Raw genomic sequence first — 19,076 nt, 5'->3', positions numbered from 1 at the left:
GGATAAATCATGGAATTTGTCGGCAACAAAAACAAACCGTATCAATCTCAGTTGCCAGCAACGGGCAAATACCCAGTACTGAACATTTCAGAGTTTCAGTCTCTGTACCATTTCCAAAGCAATGAGACAGAGGCAGGCATTCTGCATCACGCGAAGGTGTCACGAATCAAAGTGCACTCAGAGCTTAAAGACACCTTAGTGCCTTTTGCTAGTTTGACAGCGTTATCCCAAAAGCGCTTTAGTGATGACGACTCGGCCGAAACCCTTTACAAGCAGGCTGTGTTCGCACTAACCGCCGCGCAACTGATTAGCGTGCAAATGAGTGGTGACGCAACCGCCGAAGCCGCTGACAGACAAGAAGCGCTCACCAGTAAGAAAGAAGAGTGCGAAGTGCAGTACCGCCAAGCGGTAGACATATTAATTCACGCAGAAGAAACCTACTGCTTCGAGAGAGTGTAATGAAAGCACTGCAAAGCTTAACGGACTTATTCAAAAGCCATGTGACAGACGCGGCCAAAATGGACGTGTGGGCGGAGGATGGCGCTTTATTTTGTGGACAAGGTGCTTTTGTCGATGGATTTGAAATTGAATACACCGCCATCGTTTTCTTGCAAAGCGCCAAGTTAGAGCCGCAAGTTTTGTTTATGCATTTAGTCAGCTGGCTTAATAAGTTCGACCCAGAGCGAGCAGAAAAAGGCTTACCCATGCCGACGTTCGCGCTAGAGCCTCTCGATAAAGGTGTGTTTGATCTCAAGCTGAAAATTGATATTCGTGAAGAGTTCGACCTTCAAGAAAGCGAACAAGGAAATTGGAAGCAAGGTGATACCCGTTATGAATGTGTCAGTGGTTTTGAAGCGCGAGCCGATGAAGACCAACTCGGTGAATTGGTCCACTTTGTCGGCCACTTAGGTGATTTGCCATGAGTGAATTAACACTCGCGACGCCTGAACAACTGACTCAAGTTGTGGAAAGTTTAGTGCTTACGGCCAGTGATAAGTTTGAGCTTAATAAACGAATGGCCAACCGAGCACGGCAGTTCTTTCGTCAGCAAATTCGCGCTCAGCGAGATATTGATAACAACCCGTACCAAAGCCGAACGCGGCGAAAGACAACCCAACTATGGGATGGCACCCAAGCGCAGAACACCGTTAACAATAAAAACATGCTGCTCGGTTTTGGTAAGGCATTAAGAACTCACGTAACAGAAGATAGCTTTGAGATTGGCCTAAAAGGTGTCGCGGGTCGCATCGGCCAAGAGCACAACCAAGGCTCTCAAGTGTCATTCACGACTCGCGTTAATGGCCACTACAACAGCAAAACAGGTCAATGGACAGGCGGCGTGAGAACCAAGCGCAATTATCAAATGCCCAAACGAACCTTCATTGGTTGGACACCTGCTCTAGAGCGAGAACTACTCGCCATGGCAGCGGAACACTTTGCACTAGAGGATGCAGCGTAATGGATAAACAAGTAGAGAAACCCAAAGTACCCACCTTCAAGATTAAGCCCGCCACTAAAGGCTTAATCGTGAAAGACCCTATTACCCGAGAGCCACTGAAAGCTGTAGGTGAAGTAAAGCCTCGCAACGCTTACTGGCTACGTCGACTCGCTGAAGAAAGTGTCGTGGATATCGACAAAACAGCCAAGAAGGAAACTAAATAATGAGTATTGGTTTTGCTGAAGTACCAAGCACCGCTCGCGTTCCCGGTGTCTATATTGAAATTGATAATAGCCTGGCAAACAGCGCAGAAGACTTACAAGTCGTCTTGGCGATCGGTAATGCGGTCAGCGGTGCAAAGGTCGCTCACAATAAAGTCACGCTTTGTATGGATGAGACAAAAGCGGCAGACTCGTTTGGTGCGAGTAGCGACATCGTGGAAATGATCACCTACTTCCGCAAGCAAGATAAAACCATGCCAATTTACGCGATCAGCGTGGGTAGCGATGATATTGCAAGTGCATTGGCGGCGCTAGGTGACACGCAATACCACCACATCATGTGCTCATTGAATGACGACACTACCATTCGCGAATTGGGTACCTTTCTTGAAAATCGTTATACCGCATTAGAACAAGTGCCAGGTATTGCGTATCTACCGAAGAAAGGCACGCACGCCGAGCTAGTTACCTTTTCAGCAAAGAGCAACTGCCCGTTAATCAACTTCCTGCCAATCAACAACTTTGGTGACTCTAAAGACCAAGCATTATCAGATGCAAAAGCCATTGGTGCATGGGTAGGTCAAATCGCCCCGTCATTGGCTATCGACCCTTGCAGGCCGCTACAAACACTCAAGTTAAACGGTGTTTATTCACTGGCAACGCAAGAGTGGGATTGGGCTGAACGCAACCTCTTTTTGTATGAAGGCTTGAGTACCTACACGGTGAACTCAGCGAATGAAGTCTTAATTGAACGTGCCGTGACGGCTTACACCGAAAACGCAGCTGGCGTAACAGACAACAGTTACCTCGATGTAATGACACCGGCAACCGCCATGTACTTCCGTCAGAAACAGCGCTCGTTGATCTTAAGTGTCTACCCTCGACATAAAGTTGCGAAAGACGGCACCAAGTTCGCCAAAGGTCAGCCGATTGTTACGCCGACCATGTTCAAGGCCAAACTGTTGACCTTGTATCGAGATCTGGAATACCAAGGCATCGTGCAAGATTTCGATGGCTACAAAAAGTCACTCATCGTCGAGCTTGATAAAACCAACAAGCAGCGCGTCAACTACCAAGATTCACCACAGTTCGTGAACGGTTTGATTATCGTTGCGGGTAAAATTCAATTTAGGAAGTAAGTCATGGGAACAAAAATTACTAGCCGTGCTGTCCTTAACGCAGGCTCATTGGGTCGCCTTCCCCTTAAAGAAGGCGCTGAATTCGGTATGGGCAATATGAAGCGCGAAACCATCATGGGTGACGATGGCGTATTGGGTTTCTCTGAACAGTTCTCAGATGCGCCTTTCATCAAGTGCACCATCATTCACGCTCAAGACACCGATGAGAAAGCCATTGCTGATTTTGTAGGTGAGGACATCACCCTAGAAACGAACACAAGCCGAGCTTACACCTTGAAAGGCGCCTGGACAGTCGACCCGCTTACCGTAGCGGTAAAAGATGGTCAGCTTGAAGTGGTCTTCAACGGTGACGAACTCATCCCGCAGTAAGGAGAAATACCATGATATCCATACTGATGAAACGAGAGGCACTGAAGGAAAAACCATTAACGGTTGAAACCTTTGAAGCTACTGACAGTGTCGACCTTCTAAACGATGTTGGCGCAATGAACGGGGCTGCATTGAGCCAATCCGTTCGCACTGCTTTTGCTGATAAGCCCTGGGAAGAAACACAGAACGTGTTTAAGCAAGACCAAAGCCGCTTGCGTACCTTGTCTGGCTCGAAAGAGAAAGACCCGTACAAACAAGAGCTCATTAACAAGTACCGCCCACTGGTTGAAAAGCTACTGGTTACCCACAAAGGCGACTACGGCAACCTCGATGTGATGTGGTGCTTTTATATGTGGCACTTCGACCTTGGCAAGTTTGAAGAGATCCACGCTGACTTTCGAGCAGCCATTGATGGCGGGTTAGAAGCACCGGCTAATTTTAAAGTGAACGGTCAAACGGGTTTCTGTGATTACGTATTTAAGTACACGCACAAAGCGCACACCGAAAAGAAAGCGTTTAAGCGCGAATATCTGCTAAAAGCGGTGAGCGATTTACTGACTGGCGAGCTTGCTACCAACGCCCCACTTAAAGTAAAAATGTTCCGCCTAGTCGGTGACTGGCACTTTGAAGCTGGCGAAAAAGAAAAAGCGCACAACCTGTTTGAGCTAGTGATGAAGCTAGATCCAAACAAAGGCGGCGTGAAGAAGAAACTAGAAGCATTACAAAAGGAGCTTGGTTATGACCAACCCCATTAAAGACGAGTCACAAATCAAGGTCGCTGAACTGGCCTCGCCTATTGAAAAAGACGGCAAAGCACTAACGCATATTGATATCAGCAAGCCACACTCTGGGCATTTGCGCGGGTTGAGCTTGATAGATGTGTGTGGAATGAAGTTTGAAGCGGGACAAACCCTATTGCCTCGAATCTCTTGCTTGAACGAGCGTGACATTATCAACATGCCTCCAGAGAACTGGGCGCCTTTGCTCACGACGCTTGCCTCTTTTTTCGTCGCGACGGAATAGTTATAGATAGAGTTGAAGACTATTACGCAGATATCGCCCTTGTGTTCCATTGGCCGCCAAGCGAAATAGACAAACTCAGCTACGACGATCTATTACTGTTTCGAGAGCTGGCCAGACAAAGGCACGAACAAACACCACAAGAGAGCGAATAAGCTCTCTTTTTTTGTATCAACAAAAGGCTATCCAGAATGAAAATGAAACTGTCTGTTCTCATGGATATGAAAGATAAAACTTCGGCCGTTCTCAAAGGTATGAGTGGCGAGAGTGATCATTACGCCAAGTCCATTAAGAAAGTACAAAAGACACAGGCTGATGACTCTGCCGCAATGGGGATGATTGACTCGTTCAAAAGCTCACGGAAAGCAATGAATAAGAATGCCATTGCTGTTGCTGCGGTCAGCGAAAAGCTTGAAGAGTTAAAAGTCAAAGCGGCAGGCGTTGAATCCCCAAGCGCTGCACTCACGGAGAAAATCACAAAGCAACAAGCTAAGTTGAGCAAGCTGAACACCGAGCAAGAGGGTTACAAGTCCCATTTAGAGAAGCTCGATAGCCAGTTAAAAAAGACAGGAGTAAATACAGGGAATCTCGATGATGAGTACGACCGTCTGAATCGAAGTTATAAGAAACACGGTAAGGAAATAGGAAGACTCAGTAAGCGTTATACCACCTTACAAAGAGTCATGAGCCCGATTCAAAAGCTGAACCGTTCCATCAAGTTTCCCAAAGTCGGCGCTGCAGCGGCAGGAAAAGGAGCCGCGCTGTTAAGTGGTTTAAGCTTTGCGGGGTTAGTGACGCAAGTGAATGGTGCTGCAGGTGAAATGGACAACCTGGCAAAGACATCGGCGACCCTAAAATTACCTATTGAAGAACTTCAAGCCATGCAGTCCCAGGCTGAACATGCAGGGGTAAGCTCTGACGCATTGTCTAACTCAATGCTTCGCTTTACCAAACGACTTGGCGTGCTGCAAAAAACGGGTTCAGGTGCGTTAGGCTCTTACCTAAAGAAAAGTGAGAACGCGCTGCATAAAGACTTACAGGGAGCGCAAGACACCAAGCAGGCTTATGAGATGCTCCTTGAAGAGTTCTCTCAGCTTGAAACGCCTCAAGAGCAAATGGCCTTTGCCGATGCGGCCTTTGGACAAGACGGTCGCAAAATGCTGATCATGTTGCGTGAAGGCACTGAAGGGCTAACGGCAGCAAGAAAAGAACTCAATGCATTGGGTGGCGGTGCGACTGCAGAAGATGCGGCGAAAGCGGAAGCCTACAATGATGCTCTGCAAAAAATCGAAGAAAGCGTCCGCTCTATGAAGTTTGCAGCACTTGCACCCATCATGGAAAAAGCGACCAAAGCATTCACCCAGTTTTCTGAGAAATTTAAGAACGCGGCCTGGCGAACCGACTTTATTGAAAAGCTTATCCAAACCGTAGATGGTCTTTATCAAGGCTTTGAACTGCTAGGTAAAGGGCTTATTTGGTTAGCGCAAAACTTCAAAGGGATTTTGGCGACGGTCGCCATTCTAAAAGTGGCGTTGATTGCTTTAAATGCGGCTGTTCTGGCAAACCCAATAGGGCTCATGGTGGCCGCGGTTGCTGCTGCGGTAATCGCGATTACTTATTTAATCGATAAGTTCATTGGTTTAGATAAAGTCATTAAATGGATTGGTGGCGGCATTGGCTGGTTATGGGATAAATTCAAAGCCCTAATCAACAAACTACCAGATGCACTCATACCCGATGGGTGGAAAATTCAAACTGATGAAGCTGGCCAAGAAGTCGATAACTTAGCCGCTAAACTCAACCGTATTGAAGACAAGAGCGCGACGCTTGGCATTACGACCAATGAAACCCAAAACCGAACGGAGCGAACCCAAACCGAACAAGGTTATTATGCTTATCAAGCAGGTGGAGTTGAGCCAGTTATGCAGGACGCAACGTATGGTTCGTTGGGTAATCAAACCGAACAAGGGCCCCATGCTTATCAAGCTGGCGGATTCGAATCTACCAAGCAAAATACAGCATATAGCCCACTGGGTAACCAAACCATTAAAAGTAAATCCGAAGTGTCATTGACCATCAAGTCAGATAAGCCAGTCGCGATCGAGAAAGCGAAAAGTGAAAAGGGAACTGACTTGAACTTAGATGTGGGGAATATGGCGGTGAGCTTTTAGGATAATGCCCTTGAAATAACAAGGGCTTACTTTGTTAACACCTTAACGGAACTAGGAGTTACAAAATCACCCCTAAATTATTGGCAACTTCTTCAAGAGCTTGATCTATCATTTCTTGGTCCGCTTTCAATATGGACTTGTTATATAACGCTTGAACTTTCAACCAATCAGATTGAATAAAACTACCTACGCTATTTAAGTTTTTAAAGTGTATAACATTCTTTCCTGTTTGATTACCATTGCTATTCGCCAAGATTAGTCTGAGACTTGATAAGTTCAATAGATACTTATCTAAATCAGGTTCAAAAGTAGTATCACGAAGATCTTCGATGGCTAACTTAAGATGTGCTTGGTGAGCTACTTTATCATCACTAAGTTCCCATAAAGATTTATCGACTATTTTCATAATGAGTTGAAAGAACTTTACGCAGTCTTCATGTTGTTGTGATTTTTCTAGTAACTTTGAAGTATTGTCTTCACCAACCGAGTTGTCATGCAAGCTACTAACAAGTACTTCGAGCTTGGTCGATGACCCCGCGAGTTTTTCTAATATAGTGGTCATTTCTTCGACTTTATCTTGTTCTTTTCGTTTCTGAAGAAAGGAAAAGAACATACCAGCCCACTGCTTCTTTAGGTGATCTTCTATATCAGTAAAAGTTTTATACGTCTCAAGTCCATTGTTAGTACTTGCACGATGTACAGAATCAATAAAGCTGAAAATAGAGACAGCATCAGCTTGCTTCTCGATCGCGGGATAATTAATTTTTTTAGCAAACTCTTCGTCATTAGCTCGAACATTTTCCTTAAAATAATGCTGAGCAGCAGAAACGTCAGCTTTAACAAAGGTAAATATTGGTAAACCTAATTCACGGGCTTTGTTGTACTCAGCTTGAGTGATTGACTCCCCATTACCATTTTTAAACTTGCCGCCGTAACGCCCTGAAATGATCAATACAAACATATCACAGTGAGCAACTTCATTAACACATGACTCATGAGTGTGTGCATCTACATCATAATAAACACCACTATATTCACTTAATATTGGATGGAAGCCATAGTTAGTGATAAAGCGTTCAAGTTGAGCTCGCTCTTCTTGTAAGTCGTAACACGTAGAACTTACAAATACTTTGGGGATTGCCATAAACGTCTACTTTTAGAATTGAAACCTTGATACATAATTGAGTCGTATGCATCAACTTTCAAGGCTTTACAACTATAAACCTCGATTAAATACTTTAAATTCGGATAACTAGCGTTGACACCCTCCCCCTAACAACCTTACTCTAACTATGCACTGGCAAAATTCAGTGCCAGGTTTAGGACCCTGCTTTAACTTACGGCGCATAGACGCCAGCTTTTTGCTGGTTTTTTTATGTGCGGCTTCAGCACACTAGAACATAGTCGTTTCGTATAGAAACCGTACTATCTGCATTATGGTGGGCTGGGCGAGGCAGCTTCGGCTGGCCGTTTCGTAAGTGCGGTAGTCCTAACCTTGTTCAGTTCACCACCCGAAGTTTAGGACCTTTGCGTGGTGATTTAACAGATCACTTACGGAGGTCACTATGACCACAGCACTAACATTCCAAAATACCCATTTCGATATTGTCGAACAAAATAATCAAGTTTGGTTATCAGCTACCGACATAGCCAAAGCTTTAGGTTATGCAAGAGAAGACTCTGTTAGCCGTATCTACGATAGAAATTCAGATGAATTCTCTAGCGTAATGTCAATGACCGTCAATTTGACGGTGAACGGAATAAACAAAAGCTTGCGTAAAAAGACAACTCGCATATTTTCCCTTCGAGGTGCTCACTTAATCGCGATGTTTAGCCGAACCTCTGCTGCCAAAGAATTCCGCAAATGGGTATTGGACGTATTAGATCGAGAAATACAACAACCACAAAACAATCAAAACCCCACCCTACTCAACAACGCCAAAAAAGCATGCGAACGCGTAAGCCAGCGTGAGAACCAAAGCTACAATGAATTACTCGCACTCAAAGAAACCTTTGCCCAACTCGAACACTCTTCTCGTATTGCCCAAAACCAAATCAGCGACCTGTTAACCAGCCATCACTCTAAGCGTGACCATATCGCTCATATCTATTTAGCGCACCAGGTAATGGTTGTGTAACTTGCTTAAACAAAAGCCCTTATCCATTTGAATAAGGGCTTTGTATTTGTAAAGGCTCGTTATTTGTTAAGTCACTCGGCTCCCCAAACAGATGTGCTTGCGAATTTTTCAATGCCCATAAGAATGAAGCTAAATTAATAAGGGGAGCTAGAATGGTCGTTAACCCACCAGAATTAGAACCGTTTTTCCATTTCGTTCGTGTATCTATTGTCAGTGCACTAGGTGGCGATGAAGAGTCATACAGTTCGAACGAAGCACTAGAGCAATATATAAACGCAACCAATAGCAACATCACTCCGTTACTCTACGACTTCTTCGTAAAATTCGATTACTTGTACGCGCTTCAGCAAGCAAACGCGCCACTAAGTACCGAAGAGTCAGAAGTACTACTTTCAGCCCAAGACTTGATTGACGAAGTACACCTTACTGTCATGTGATATCCGGCATATCACAGCATGAAAGCTAAATAGCTTTAATTTCCCTCAAATATTGAACACAATAGTGCTTATAACCGTAGGTCCTAAAGTGTGAATAAATCAATGGCATTAGTTAGAAAAAAAATAGCCTTTTTTAATAATGAAAAAGTGAAAATATTGAGTGCGGTGACGGTGGTTACGAGTGTTATATCTGCACCTTACATAATTAATTTTTGGGGTTATAACATTTCAGATAACACTCAAGATTGGGGAGGGTTCGGGAGCTACATTGGTGGTTTGCTTTCCCCTATATTGGCCATCGGTTCGCTGTACTATGTTGTGAAAACCTTTCGCCAACAATCATTTGAGAACACGTTCAATCTACTACTGGAACAGCATAATACTCTTGCAGAGAAAATCTCTAGTGAGACAGTAGGGAAGGAATCAATCATAAAAGAGAAGTTGGGAGCTTTAGGTATCAGTTGGCTCATTGACCAAGCGTCATCAAGAACAACTATCAATGAAAGTTATGAGATCCATCAGTATCTTAGAGTCGTTTATCAAGTCTTAATGTTCATTGATGAAAGCTGCCCCAGCGATCAACGTAAGTATTCTAGAATCTTCCGTTCATTCCTTTCCAACGACCTCATTTACATAGTTGCGTTAAATAGTGCCCAGCGTGACAATAAAAAAAACTTTACCTTCCCTAAATATAAGTTTTTTATAGAAAAATATAGATTTCTAGAGCATTTGTTTTTCGAGACAGCCACCATAAAAAACGCTGTCACAGAAAAGCACAAACTGACAGATATGTTCTCCCTAGCTAAATCTTATGAACTATCAGCTTTTGGTGATGGTAGTAACATTACAGCTTCTATAAATTCAGTCGGAGAGGACTACTTAAAGCTACTAAATTATAAAATAGATGAGATAGATAAAAATGTGAAATCACATACCCAAAAAACAGATTTCATCCTTAACGATTACCCGATATTGCTAGATGGCTTAAAGCGTTATCTAGAAAAAAATGGTATACCAAGCCAGGAAATGTTGGACATCAACAAAAAAGCCCTTAATTTATTCGATAGATCTATAACGCTATACCCAACTGAAAAAGTAACTCAAAAAGACATTGAATTTGGAGAATTTCATAAATCAATGTACAACACTTCCGTCAGTAATAACTTGAAGCAATTAAAAGACGACTTAGCTCAGTTGGCCCTTTACAACTTACTTTTAAACGACCTAAAAACAGTGCCAACTTTAGACAGCAACAACGTAAGTACGATTGAAAACTTACAGCGCCGCATTCAACTATTAAAGAAGCAGTATCCTAAAGATAAGGTTGACTAAATCTCATCTTGCTAGCTAACTGCTCTACTTCGTTTATACTAGGCACAACTTATCTATAGGCTGTGATTTCAAAAAACTCATTGGTACACCTATAGTACACCCCATCCAATTGGAACCCTTACAGCACATGGCTCTCAAACCCACAATCTATAAGTTTCGTATTTCTTTAACCGATATGAATCGCGACTATTACGACTCTTTTAATCTAACGGTTGCACAACACCCTTCTGAAACAGAACAGCGCATGATGGCTCGTATCATTGCTTTCTGTATCAATGCATCTCCTGAACTTGAATTCACTAAAGGGTTGTCTAGCATTGAAGAACCCGATTTATGGCAGAAGTCGTTAGATGACCAAATCTTAGAGTGGATTGATGTTGGTGAGCCCGATCCAGAACGCGTTAAGAAGGCGACTCGCTTATCTAAGTCTGTGAGCGTGTTCAGCTTCAACACTAAATCGAATGTTTGGTGGGAACAGAACAAAGGTAAATTCGGTTACCTGAAAGCTCAGATCGTTCGTCTAGACAACGATGGTATTGAGCAACTAGCAGCGATGACACAACGTACTATGGACCTTTCAGTGATGCTGTCGGGTAACTCTGCGTTCGTAAACAGCGACACTCAATCTGCAGAAGTAACGTGGGAAGAGCTACAGAGTAATGACTGAGATCCAAACTCAGACTGAACCTCAGCGCCAAACTAAGCTCGAAGCGTGTTTGCAGCTCGCAGGTCTCGATTCAGTCAAAGCGCTGACGACTGGCTATGAAAAAGAGTTAAAGTCATTTATTGATGAAAACCATGCTCTGTTTAGACACGCTTGCGAGAACAAGCCGGACAACTCTGCACGTCAGACGTTGCTTGGCCTGTTAACCAAGGTACATATCGATGCAAGCTATCGCTTTGAAAGCAATAAAGAAGCGAATGAGGCAATGCAAAATGTATTCGATACTACAGTGGGCACTGAGCACAGCGACAAGTTTCAAAATTCTAACGCTCAGCAGTTAAAGTTAATCACTCATTTGTGGTTGTTCATTCAAGGACGACTAGGAATGGATTACAGCCTTGCTAATGATCATGCCGCTGTAGCCGCTACTCTGTTGTCTCGCATATCGAGAAGCAGTGATGATGAGATTCGCATAGAGTTTATGGCCAGTTTTTATGATGGTTTAAACCTCTATCAAGCTGAGAATAAGCCGTCCGGTTTTGTTCACCACTTTAAGCGTTTGTTTAATCTTTCTTAAGCATTCCCACCAGCGACTGACTCTAGATACGCTCTATATTTTTATAGAGCGCACTTATTCTGCTTAGCCGCCAGAGATTCCCTATTACACTCGTTCCTCGCTTTAGAGAATGACGACATTCTCAGTCATTGCAGTTTACTTCATTGCAAGCACAAAAAAGCCCCCACAAGATACCGCGCTTCAGCACTGTTGTTTATCCGATTGCAACCCAAAAACCATACGTTAGAGACGAACAAAGTCTTGTTGTGATAATGATACTTCTCATAACACGACGAATTAAAGCTACGTATATGGCAAGGTTACTTTACAACTATAACTTATCAATTTATTCAAAAAGTGCATATTTTTCAGATAATTATTCTCAAATGGAAATATCAGTTATGTGACGAGCAGAAGCATTTTCTCTTGTGATGGTAAGTACACTGATTTTTATAAAATGATAATAAAAAACCTGCAAATACAACTAACGTTAACTTTAAATTATCTTGTTTTATAAGCGGAGAATTAAAATGAAAATATGGTCTGTATCCTTTCTTGCAACTGCAGTAGCTGTCGCTCTAAGCAGTAATGCGATAGCTTGTACTGGGCTTATTGTTGGTAAAGAAGCGTCGAGCGACGGTAGCATTATGATTGCTCGTAATGAAGATTTTAGCGTTAACAACTGGAACAAATACCTAAAGTATCGACCTGCGCAAGATAACCAAGAAGGTGACTGGCAGTTAGGTAACGGGTTAATTGTTCCGATGCCAAAGCACTTCTTTGCTTACTCTGCGATACCAGACTGGGATGCGGATACCGTTAATCGCGACGGAAAGTTTTATGAAGAACGTGGGATTAATGAACACAACGTTGCCATTTCAGCAACAACCAGCGCAGAAATAAACGACAAAGTCGCCAAGGTAGATCCTTTAATCGACAATGGCGTAATCGAAGCCATTATACCTACGTTAATCCTTCCTCAGGCAGAAAACGCAAAACAAGCCGTAGAGTTACTCGGTCATTACATCGAAACCTATGGTGCTGGTGAAGGAAACAGTCTCTATATTGCAGACACCAATGAGGCGTGGTTATTTGAAATTGGTTCAGGTCACCATTGGATTGCTGTAAAAGTGCCAGATGACAGTTACGCCATGATTGCAAATGGCTTACGTGTACATGGTGTGAACTTGGCAAACAAAGAGGTACTGCATTCAAAAGACATATTCGAGTTTGTAGAACAAAACAAACTGCTTGATAACGCAGATGAAAAATCTTTCAATTTTGCAAAAGCATTCGGAGTTATTGGTGATGAGTATAATATCGATCGTGAATGGTTAGGCCAAAAAATACTGACACCTTCGCTGCATCAACAAAGTCGCATGACGCAATACCCTTTGTTTATGAAACCTGATACAAAAATCTCAGTTGAAAATGTGGCAGAGGTACTTAGCGCGACTTATAAAGACACGGTTTTGGAAGGAAAATCGAAACGACCAATTAGAGTTGAGCGTCAACTAGAGTCGCATATTATTCAGCTTCGCCCTGAGATGCCAGAAGAGCTTCAAGGTATTATTTGGCAAAGCTTCGGCGTGTTACCAGAATCTGTTTTAGTGCCGTTATACTCAACCCTACAAGATTACCCAAAAGCGTACCAAGTAGGCGATGATAACTACAGTGATGATTCAGCTTATTGGCAGTTCCGTAGCCTAACCGCCCTCGCTTCTACAAACCCAGATAAGTATTTACCAGTACTAAAAGCAACTTGGGACAAAGAAGAAACTCAATTATACAAGCAGGTCGCACACTTAGATAAAACGTTAACAGACATGTATAAAGTAGATAAACAAGCGGCTCTGAACATGGCTGCCGACTACTCATACGGACAGCTTAAGCGTACCTTAGATATGGCAACTGAGCTTAGATACAAAATGATTACAGATTTGACTAAAAGCACAGAGAAGAAATACTCAGAGGAAGAGTTTAAGAAAATAGTAAATCTGTAGGCTTATGAAGCAACCAATAAAAACGGAGCATAATGCTCCGTTTTTTTATCTGAATAGGTTTAGTTCTAACGCAGGCCGTGTAAGAACTCATGGCGCGTTGCTGGGTTTGATCTAAAAATACCCCCCAGAGCTGTTGTTGTTGTTTCGCTGGTTGCGTCCATTACACCACGAGATTTCACGCAGTAATGAACCGCATCCATGGTTACAGCAACATCATCCGTTTCTAGCAGCGTTTGTAATGCTACAAGGATTTGCTGCGTCATACGTTCTTGAACTTGAGGACGTTGAGCAAAGAAACGAACGATTCGGTTGATCTTCGAAAGACCAATGATCTTACCTTGAGGAATGTAAGCGACTGCGGTTTTACCATCAATGGTGACTAAGTGATGCTCACATGTGCTGGTGACGGTAATGTCTTTTACACGAACCATTTCACGAACACCCATCTTGTTTTCGATCACGGTGATTTTAGGGAAATTGGCGTAATCCAAACCAGAGAAAATCTCATCCACATACATTTTTGCAATGCGTTGTGGTGTTTCTTCCAGACTGTCATCTGCAAGATCAAGTTCAAGGAGAGTTAGAATCTCACGCATATGGTGTTCGATTCGTTCCTTTTTCTCTTCTCGGCTAACCTGGTTAGGACGCATTGGTGTCTCTAATCCGCGGCTTGCTAGCGCATCTTTAACCAACTTCGCTGATTCGCTAAGACCTGACATTGAACTTCCTCTTTTAATACCCCTTCTGGATGGCAAACAAGGATACTCGGAATTTTGATTAAATACACCCATATTTTAAGGGAGGTCATTATTTACGGGGCTTAAACTATGCTAAAGTGGCTGCAATTTCGTTGGCGAACAACCGTGATTTGATAATTATTGAGTCACCATTGCCAACCACTAAATCAAAATAATAACGACCAAAGGATTTCAATCATGGGCTGTTGCGACGCTCCGGGCTTAATGCCAATTGAAGAAGCACTAGATAAGCTGCTATCACCAATCAAACCAATCCAAACGACTTTATCTCTACCTCTTGCTGAAGCATTAGGTTATGTCCTTGCTGAAGATATTCTTTCCCCTATTTTCGTACCTCCTTTTGATAACTCAGCAATGGATGGCTATGCACTGCGCTTAGCAGACCTAGAGAACGGTAAAGTACTACCATTAGCAGGCAAATCTTTTGCAGGCCAACCGTTCGAAGGTGAATGGCCAAGCAACACCTGTATTCGCATTATGACTGGCGCAAAGATCCCTGAGGGTTGTGACGCCGTAATCATGCAAGAAAATACGGCCGAAACTGAGGCTGGTATTGAGATTCAACAAGACGACATCAAGCTAAACAATAACATTCGCCCTACTGGTGATGACATCAAACAAGGTGATATCGTTCTTAGCCGCGGTGAACGTTTAACACCTCGTGACATTCCAATGATTGCTTCGCTGGGTGTGAGCCACGTGACAGTGTTACAGAAGCCTAAAGTCGCGTTCTTTTCTACCGGCGATGAGCTAAAGCCACTAGGTCAACCGCTTGAAGACGGTCAGATCTACGACAGCAACCGCTACGGCATTAAGCCACTAATTGAAGCGTTTGGTTGTGAAGCTATAGACCTAGGCATCACCCCAGATTGCACTGCAACGCTTAAAGAGACGTTCGAGAAAGCACAGCAAATAGCAGACGTGGTTGTGACTTCTGGCGGCGTAAGCGTTGGCGAAGCTGATTACACGAAAGACATTCTTGAAGAACTGGGGCAAATCGGTTTTTGGAAGCTAGCTATCAAACCCGGTAAACCGTTCGCATTTGGTGAGTTGGATAACGCGTGGTTCTGCGGCCTACCGGGTAACCCAGTATCGGCGATGATGACCATGTATGTTTTGGTTCAACCTATGCTTGCTAAATTGGCTGGTCACACAGCGTGGACAGCTCCGGAATCTATTCCTGCTATCACCAAGTCTGCATTCAAAAAAGGCCCAGGCCGTACTGATTACCAGCGTGGCATTTACTCGATTGAAAACGGTCAATTTGTGGTAGAAACAACGGGTAACCAAAGCTCTGGCGCTTTCCGCTCAATGAGTTTAGCAAACTGCTTTGTGGTACTAGAGCGCGAACGCGGCCGTGTTGAAGTCGGTGAAACGGTTCAGATCCAACTGTTTAACTCGACGCTTTACTAACGAGGCTTACTGATGGAAATACTGTCTGACGTAGAGATGCTTCGCTACAACCGTCAAATCATTCTTAAGCAGTTTGATTTTGAAGGCCAAGAAGCACTAAAGCAGAGCTCAATCTTAGTATTAGGGGCTGGAGGCTTAGGTTGTGCCTCCGCTCAATACCTTGCGACTGCGGGCATTGGTAAGCTAACACTGATCGATGATGATATTGTCGAGCTTTCTAACTTGCAACGACAAGTCCTTCACACCGATGCTGACATTGGTAAGAAGAAAGTCAATTCTGCCGCTGAGTCGCTGCAGGTATTGAACCCTCATCTGACAATTGAAACTGTCGACCACAGGCTTGATGACCAAGCTCTTGGCAAGTTGATTGAAACTCACTCGCTTGTTCTCGACGCAAGTGACAACGTAGAAACACGTAATCAGTTGAACCGCTTGTGCTACGCATCGAAAACACCATTAGTTTCTGGTGCTGCTATTCGTATGGAAGGCCAGATCAGCGTATTCACTTATCAAGATACTGACGCACCGTGTTATCAGTGCTTGAGTGCTCTATTCGGCAACGCTGCACTAAGCTGTGTTGAAGCCGGTGTGATGGCACCGGTAGTTGGCATGGTGGGCGCAGCTCAGGCTTTGGAAGCTATCAAAGTTATTGCTAAGTTTGGACAACCAAAGCAAGGCAAACTTTTAATTCTCGATGCCATGTCTCACAGCTGGCGTGAAATGAATTTAATGAAGATGCCTAATTGCTCGGTGTGCGGATAGACTAAGCATATCCCCCCTCTAATCGACAGCCTAAGCCTTGACTAAAAGTCAGGGCTTTTTTAGGTCTCAACATCAGCTTCTCAAATCGATTTATCAATTTGAAATGATCTATAAAATATTAGTTTCATTTGAATTCTCATTTTGAGAATATATTGCACATCTCAGCAGTTTAGAATATAAACAATAAAAATCAACAACTTAAAAGTGGCACGTAACTTGTAAAAGTATCTAGACCTTCTATGACAAGGATGTAGATATGAGAATTACAACGTTAAGTTTGCTATTAAGTGCGCCTTTGGTCGCCAACGCAGCGCCATTCGATACCTGTCCGAGCCAGGCTTACCTATTCCAATCGACACCCGTACAAGTTTGGGGCGTGAACCTAGTGACAGGCTCAACCACCCTGTTAGAAGACGATACGGGCATGAACGCCAATATCAATGGTGTTGGTTTCGACTTTCAAGACAGATATATTTATGGCTATGACACTACCAACAAACGCTTGGTGCGCCTTGGACAGGATTTCCAAGCAGAAGTGATCAATACCAGTGGATTACCAACCGATCACACTTTCTATGTCGGCGATGTCTATGACCATGTGTATTACCTTTACCGTACAGGAAAAGGCTTGTTCACCGTTGATCTATCGCCGTTAGACGCCGACCCAAACGCGACTGTTACAGTTAACAAAATAGCTGGTAGCCCGGCAACCGTAAAACTGACTGATTTCGCTTTCCACCCAAGTGATGGTTCTTTATATGGTATCGATAATAACTCCGGAGGCTTATACAGCTTCAATCCTACAACCGGTGCCGAAACTTACATCGGTGATACTGGTGAGTTAGGTACATTCGGAGCGGGTTATTTTGATGTAAACGGCTATTACTACGTATCTCGAAATCAAGACGGGAAAATCTACCGTATCAATCTGTCTCCAGACAACGCGAGCAATATCGCAGCAGGAATTGTTCCAGCCGTTGAATTTGTATCGAATGGACCTTCTTCCGGCCAAAACGATGGCGCTCGTTGTGCCAACGCCCCAGTTGTTGATGAAGATTCCAACATCGACTTTGGTGATGCGCCAGACAGCTACCTAACCCTACTCGCCAGCAATGGTCCTCGACATGAACTTGATGGTGTGACTTGGTTAGGCACTGATGCACCCGATGCCGACCTTGATGGCTACGTAACTCCACAATCGGATGAAAGTGTTGGCATTGATGACGAGTGGGCAAACGGTGGTATCGGTTTTGTTACGGCGCTTGAAGCCGGGCTTGATTCAAAAGTGGTGATTGAAGCTTCAACAACCGGTTACCTTTCGGCGTGGATTGACTGGAACCAAGATGGCAGCTTCGATGGTGCTAACGAGCAAGTATTTACCGACTACCAACTGGATGCTGGTGAAAACGATCTGTTCCTAAATGTCGATATCAACGCACTAACGGGGACTACTTGGGCTCGCTTCAGATTCAGCCAACAAACCAACCTGAGCTACTTTGGTGGTTCGACATCTGGTGAGGTAGTTGATATTCAAGTTGATGTTCTTAACGACGGCGCTACAGCCCGTTACTTCCCAAGTGCTTCTGGTTACGCAACCTTGGCGTATGAAGATAACTGGCCTTATAAAGCTGATTACGACATGAATGATGCTGTGATTATGTATCGCATTACCGAGATCCTTAAAGATGGAAAAGTCGTTAAATCAACCATCGATGGACGTCTTGCTGCAGTAGGTGCTTCGTACAGAAATGGTTTTGCGGTTCGACTTCCTAATCTAGACCCAAGCTTAGTGAGTAGCGGAAGCTCTTACATGAAGCACAATGGTGTGTTCACTGATTTAGACTTGGAGCAAGGACGTAGCGAGGCAATCTTTGTTATTGCTAACGACCTTACAGAGAAAATCAGTACTAGTTGTACCTTCTACCGCACCATCAGCTCTTGTAAAGAAGATGAGCAATTCGCTTTCCAAATCGGGATTACTTTAGCTGGCGATGGAGTGAGTACTGGCAGTTGGACTGACATGCCTTACGACCCATTTATTTTCGCGACGCCTGGGTATTATCATGGTGAAAACCTACCTCTACATCCAGGGCGCAGCTGGGAGGTGCACTTGCCAGACCAAGATCCAACCGAGGCGTTTGATACCGCTAATCTCTTTGAAGCAGGACTAGGCGTTGATGACAGCAATCCATCAACAGGCAAATATTTCAAAACTGCAGACAACCACCCGTGGGCACTGCTGATTACTTCAGACACGGAATGGCAATGGCCACTGGAATATGTAGATATCGTCACCGCCTATCCAAACTTTGCGAACTTTGCTGAATCCGGCGGTACTCAATCCACCGATTGGTTCCAAACACCTGCCGCTGACCAATGTTACTTGCCTTAGGAGAATGATTATGAATATGCCAATTAAACAGACAGTAACAAACGGTCGCCGGAACTTTAACAATGCTATCTTATCTAGTCTGTCGAATGCTGCACTTAAGAAAAATACGGCTCAGTCGCAGTCAATACGTATTCCATTACTAATCGCATCACTAACGTTGGTAGGGTGTGGTGGCGGAGGCGGCGATGGAGGAGCATCAACTCCTAACCCATCGCCTTCAACACCAGTGACGTCAACACCAGTGACGTCAACACCAGCGACGT

Annotated in this window: 21 protein-coding genes and 1 pseudogene; 20 read left to right on the top strand and 2 right to left on the bottom strand. The window is 43.9% G+C overall.

Going from position 1 to position 19,076, the window contains the following annotated elements:
* Positions 1-9: 9 nt before the first annotated feature.
* Genes AB4513_RS20950 through AB4513_RS20905 form a run of 10 tightly spaced genes read left to right on the top strand, consistent with a single transcriptional unit; the run spans position 10 to position 6,358 of the window.
* Positions 10-459, top strand: coding sequence for a head completion/stabilization protein (locus AB4513_RS20950; RefSeq protein ID WP_170962717.1), 450 nt, complete (start codon positions 10-12; stop codon positions 457-459).
* Positions 459-923 carry a phage tail protein gene (locus AB4513_RS20945; protein ID WP_102258097.1) on the top strand — a complete coding sequence of 155 codons (465 nt, stop codon included), beginning with the start codon at positions 459-461 and terminating at the stop codon, positions 921-923. The genes AB4513_RS20950 and AB4513_RS20945 overlap by 1 nt, the downstream gene beginning before the upstream one ends.
* On the top strand, positions 920-1,459 hold the full coding sequence (locus AB4513_RS20940) for a phage virion morphogenesis protein (RefSeq protein ID WP_102258096.1): 540 nt from the start codon (positions 920-922) through the stop codon (positions 1,457-1,459). Before AB4513_RS20945 ends, AB4513_RS20940 begins: the two co-directional genes overlap by 4 nt.
* Positions 1,459-1,662, top strand: coding sequence for a DUF2635 domain-containing protein (locus AB4513_RS20935; RefSeq protein WP_102258095.1), 204 nt, complete (start codon positions 1,459-1,461; stop codon positions 1,660-1,662). The genes AB4513_RS20940 and AB4513_RS20935 overlap by 1 nt, the downstream gene beginning before the upstream one ends.
* Positions 1,662-2,798 (top strand): phage tail sheath subtilisin-like domain-containing protein, encoded by a 1,137-nt coding sequence (locus AB4513_RS20930; protein WP_102258094.1) that lies wholly within the window; start codon positions 1,662-1,664, stop codon positions 2,796-2,798. The genes AB4513_RS20935 and AB4513_RS20930 overlap by 1 nt, the downstream gene beginning before the upstream one ends.
* A gap of 3 nt (positions 2,799-2,801) precedes the next feature.
* Positions 2,802-3,167 (top strand): phage tail tube protein, encoded by a 366-nt coding sequence (locus AB4513_RS20925; protein ID WP_102258093.1) that lies wholly within the window; start codon positions 2,802-2,804, stop codon positions 3,165-3,167.
* 11 nt (positions 3,168-3,178) lie between these two features.
* A complete protein-coding gene (gpM, locus tag AB4513_RS20920; protein WP_102258092.1) occupies positions 3,179-3,922 on the top strand; it encodes a phage terminase small subunit in 744 nt (247 codons plus the stop codon).
* Positions 3,906-4,190, top strand: a complete 285-nt coding sequence (locus tag AB4513_RS20915) for a phage tail assembly protein (RefSeq protein ID WP_102258091.1) — start codon at positions 3,906-3,908, stop codon at positions 4,188-4,190. Before gpM ends, AB4513_RS20915 begins: the two co-directional genes overlap by 17 nt.
* A complete protein-coding gene (locus AB4513_RS20910) occupies positions 4,139-4,342 on the top strand; it encodes a GpE family phage tail protein (RefSeq protein WP_346762941.1) in 204 nt (67 codons plus the stop codon). The genes AB4513_RS20915 and AB4513_RS20910 overlap by 52 nt, the downstream gene beginning before the upstream one ends.
* A 36-nt stretch (positions 4,343-4,378) precedes the next feature.
* Complete coding sequence (locus tag AB4513_RS20905; RefSeq protein ID WP_102258090.1) at positions 4,379-6,358, top strand: hypothetical protein; 1,980 nt, start codon at positions 4,379-4,381, stop codon at positions 6,356-6,358.
* A 58-nt stretch (positions 6,359-6,416) separates the two neighbouring features.
* Here AB4513_RS20905 and AB4513_RS20900 read toward each other — a convergent pair whose 3' ends face one another.
* Entirely contained in the window at positions 6,417-7,502 is a 1,086-nt protein-coding gene (locus AB4513_RS20900; RefSeq protein ID WP_102258089.1) for a DUF4062 domain-containing protein, read from the bottom strand.
* Between the two features lie 421 nt (positions 7,503-7,923).
* Here AB4513_RS20900 and AB4513_RS20895 point away from each other — a divergent pair, with 421 nt between their 5' ends.
* The 6 genes from AB4513_RS20895 to AB4513_RS20870 all read left to right on the top strand — a co-directional run bounded on the left by AB4513_RS20895 (position 7,924) and on the right by AB4513_RS20870 (position 13,488).
* Complete coding sequence (locus tag AB4513_RS20895; protein ID WP_102258088.1) at positions 7,924-8,496, top strand: BRO family protein; 573 nt, start codon at positions 7,924-7,926, stop codon at positions 8,494-8,496.
* Positions 8,497-8,648: 152 nt separating this feature from the next.
* Positions 8,649-8,933, top strand: a complete 285-nt coding sequence (locus tag AB4513_RS20890) for a hypothetical protein (RefSeq protein WP_102258087.1) — start codon at positions 8,649-8,651, stop codon at positions 8,931-8,933.
* Positions 8,934-9,023: 90 nt separating this feature from the next.
* Complete coding sequence (locus AB4513_RS20885) at positions 9,024-10,265, top strand: putative phage abortive infection protein (protein WP_133151973.1); 1,242 nt, start codon at positions 9,024-9,026, stop codon at positions 10,263-10,265.
* A gap of 127 nt (positions 10,266-10,392) precedes the next feature.
* A complete protein-coding gene (locus AB4513_RS20880) occupies positions 10,393-10,932 on the top strand; it encodes a YaeQ family protein (protein WP_004731545.1) in 540 nt (179 codons plus the stop codon).
* Positions 10,925-11,506: a hypothetical protein gene (locus tag AB4513_RS20875; RefSeq protein ID WP_009845545.1), complete on the top strand. Its 582-nt coding sequence runs from the start codon at positions 10,925-10,927 to the stop codon at positions 11,504-11,506. The genes AB4513_RS20880 and AB4513_RS20875 overlap by 8 nt, the downstream gene beginning before the upstream one ends.
* Before the next feature lie 509 nt (positions 11,507-12,015).
* Positions 12,016-13,488 carry a C69 family dipeptidase gene (locus AB4513_RS20870; RefSeq protein ID WP_009845546.1) on the top strand — a complete coding sequence of 491 codons (1,473 nt, stop codon included), beginning with the start codon at positions 12,016-12,018 and terminating at the stop codon, positions 13,486-13,488.
* A gap of 65 nt (positions 13,489-13,553) precedes the next feature.
* Here AB4513_RS20870 and folE read toward each other — a convergent pair whose 3' ends face one another.
* Positions 13,554-14,207 (bottom strand): GTP cyclohydrolase I FolE, encoded by a 654-nt coding sequence (gene folE / locus AB4513_RS20865; protein ID WP_004731548.1) that lies wholly within the window; start codon positions 14,205-14,207, stop codon positions 13,554-13,556.
* Positions 14,208-14,423: 216 nt separating this feature from the next.
* Between folE and moeA the strand changes: the two genes are divergently transcribed.
* The 4 genes and pseudogenes from moeA to AB4513_RS20845 form a co-directional block, all read left to right on the top strand.
* Positions 14,424-15,659, top strand: coding sequence for a molybdopterin molybdotransferase MoeA (gene moeA / locus AB4513_RS20860; RefSeq protein ID WP_009845547.1), 1,236 nt, complete (start codon positions 14,424-14,426; stop codon positions 15,657-15,659).
* Positions 15,660-15,671: 12 nt separating this feature from the next.
* Entirely contained in the window at positions 15,672-16,421 is a 750-nt protein-coding gene (gene moeB / locus AB4513_RS20855) for a molybdopterin-synthase adenylyltransferase MoeB (RefSeq protein WP_009845548.1), read from the top strand.
* Positions 16,422-16,677: 256 nt separating this feature from the next.
* A complete protein-coding gene (locus tag AB4513_RS20850) occupies positions 16,678-18,813 on the top strand; it encodes an LruC domain-containing protein (protein ID WP_009845549.1) in 2,136 nt (711 codons plus the stop codon).
* A gap of 10 nt (positions 18,814-18,823) precedes the next feature.
* A pseudogene (locus AB4513_RS20845) lies at positions 18,824-19,076 on the top strand (hypothetical protein); the annotation flags it as partial.

The sequence above is a fragment of the Vibrio sp. 10N.222.54.E6 genome, assembly GCF_041473955.1.
GTDB classification, from domain to species: Bacteria; Pseudomonadota; Gammaproteobacteria; order Enterobacterales; family Vibrionaceae; genus Vibrio; species Vibrio tasmaniensis_A.
The sequence above is the reverse complement of the archived record's forward strand: the minus strand, read 5'-3'. Positions and strand labels throughout refer to the sequence as shown.

What these genes read in the sequence shown, in the direction of transcription:
- AB4513_RS20950 (WP_170962717.1), top strand. Translation starts at nt 10, where the DNA reads ATGGAATTTGTCGGCAACAAAAACAAACCGTATCAATCTCAGTTGCCA.
- AB4513_RS20940 (WP_102258096.1), top strand. Translation starts at nt 920, where the DNA reads ATGAGTGAATTAACACTCGCGACGCCTGAACAACTGACTCAAGTTGTG.
- moeA (WP_009845547.1), top strand. Translation starts at nt 14,424, where the DNA reads ATGGGCTGTTGCGACGCTCCGGGCTTAATGCCAATTGAAGAAGCACTA.
- AB4513_RS20895 (WP_102258088.1), top strand. Translation starts at nt 7,924, where the DNA reads ATGACCACAGCACTAACATTCCAAAATACCCATTTCGATATTGTCGAA.
- AB4513_RS20935 (WP_102258095.1), top strand. Translation starts at nt 1,459, where the DNA reads ATGGATAAACAAGTAGAGAAACCCAAAGTACCCACCTTCAAGATTAAG.
- gpM (WP_102258092.1), top strand. Translation starts at nt 3,179, where the DNA reads ATGATATCCATACTGATGAAACGAGAGGCACTGAAGGAAAAACCATTA.
- AB4513_RS20915 (WP_102258091.1), top strand. Translation starts at nt 3,906, where the DNA reads ATGACCAACCCCATTAAAGACGAGTCACAAATCAAGGTCGCTGAACTG.
- AB4513_RS20890 (WP_102258087.1), top strand. Translation starts at nt 8,649, where the DNA reads ATGGTCGTTAACCCACCAGAATTAGAACCGTTTTTCCATTTCGTTCGT.
- folE (WP_004731548.1), bottom strand. Translation starts at nt 14,207, where the DNA reads ATGTCAGGTCTTAGCGAATCAGCGAAGTTGGTTAAAGATGCGCTAGCA.
- AB4513_RS20880 (WP_004731545.1), top strand. Translation starts at nt 10,393, where the DNA reads ATGGCTCTCAAACCCACAATCTATAAGTTTCGTATTTCTTTAACCGAT.
- AB4513_RS20905 (WP_102258090.1), top strand. Translation starts at nt 4,379, where the DNA reads ATGAAAATGAAACTGTCTGTTCTCATGGATATGAAAGATAAAACTTCG.
- AB4513_RS20850 (WP_009845549.1), top strand. Translation starts at nt 16,678, where the DNA reads ATGAGAATTACAACGTTAAGTTTGCTATTAAGTGCGCCTTTGGTCGCC.
- AB4513_RS20930 (WP_102258094.1), top strand. Translation starts at nt 1,662, where the DNA reads ATGAGTATTGGTTTTGCTGAAGTACCAAGCACCGCTCGCGTTCCCGGT.
- moeB (WP_009845548.1), top strand. Translation starts at nt 15,672, where the DNA reads ATGGAAATACTGTCTGACGTAGAGATGCTTCGCTACAACCGTCAAATC.
- AB4513_RS20870 (WP_009845546.1), top strand. Translation starts at nt 12,016, where the DNA reads ATGAAAATATGGTCTGTATCCTTTCTTGCAACTGCAGTAGCTGTCGCT.
- AB4513_RS20875 (WP_009845545.1), top strand. Translation starts at nt 10,925, where the DNA reads ATGACTGAGATCCAAACTCAGACTGAACCTCAGCGCCAAACTAAGCTC.
- AB4513_RS20945 (WP_102258097.1), top strand. Translation starts at nt 459, where the DNA reads ATGAAAGCACTGCAAAGCTTAACGGACTTATTCAAAAGCCATGTGACA.
- AB4513_RS20900 (WP_102258089.1), bottom strand. Translation starts at nt 7,502, where the DNA reads ATGGCAATCCCCAAAGTATTTGTAAGTTCTACGTGTTACGACTTACAA.
- AB4513_RS20925 (WP_102258093.1), top strand. Translation starts at nt 2,802, where the DNA reads ATGGGAACAAAAATTACTAGCCGTGCTGTCCTTAACGCAGGCTCATTG.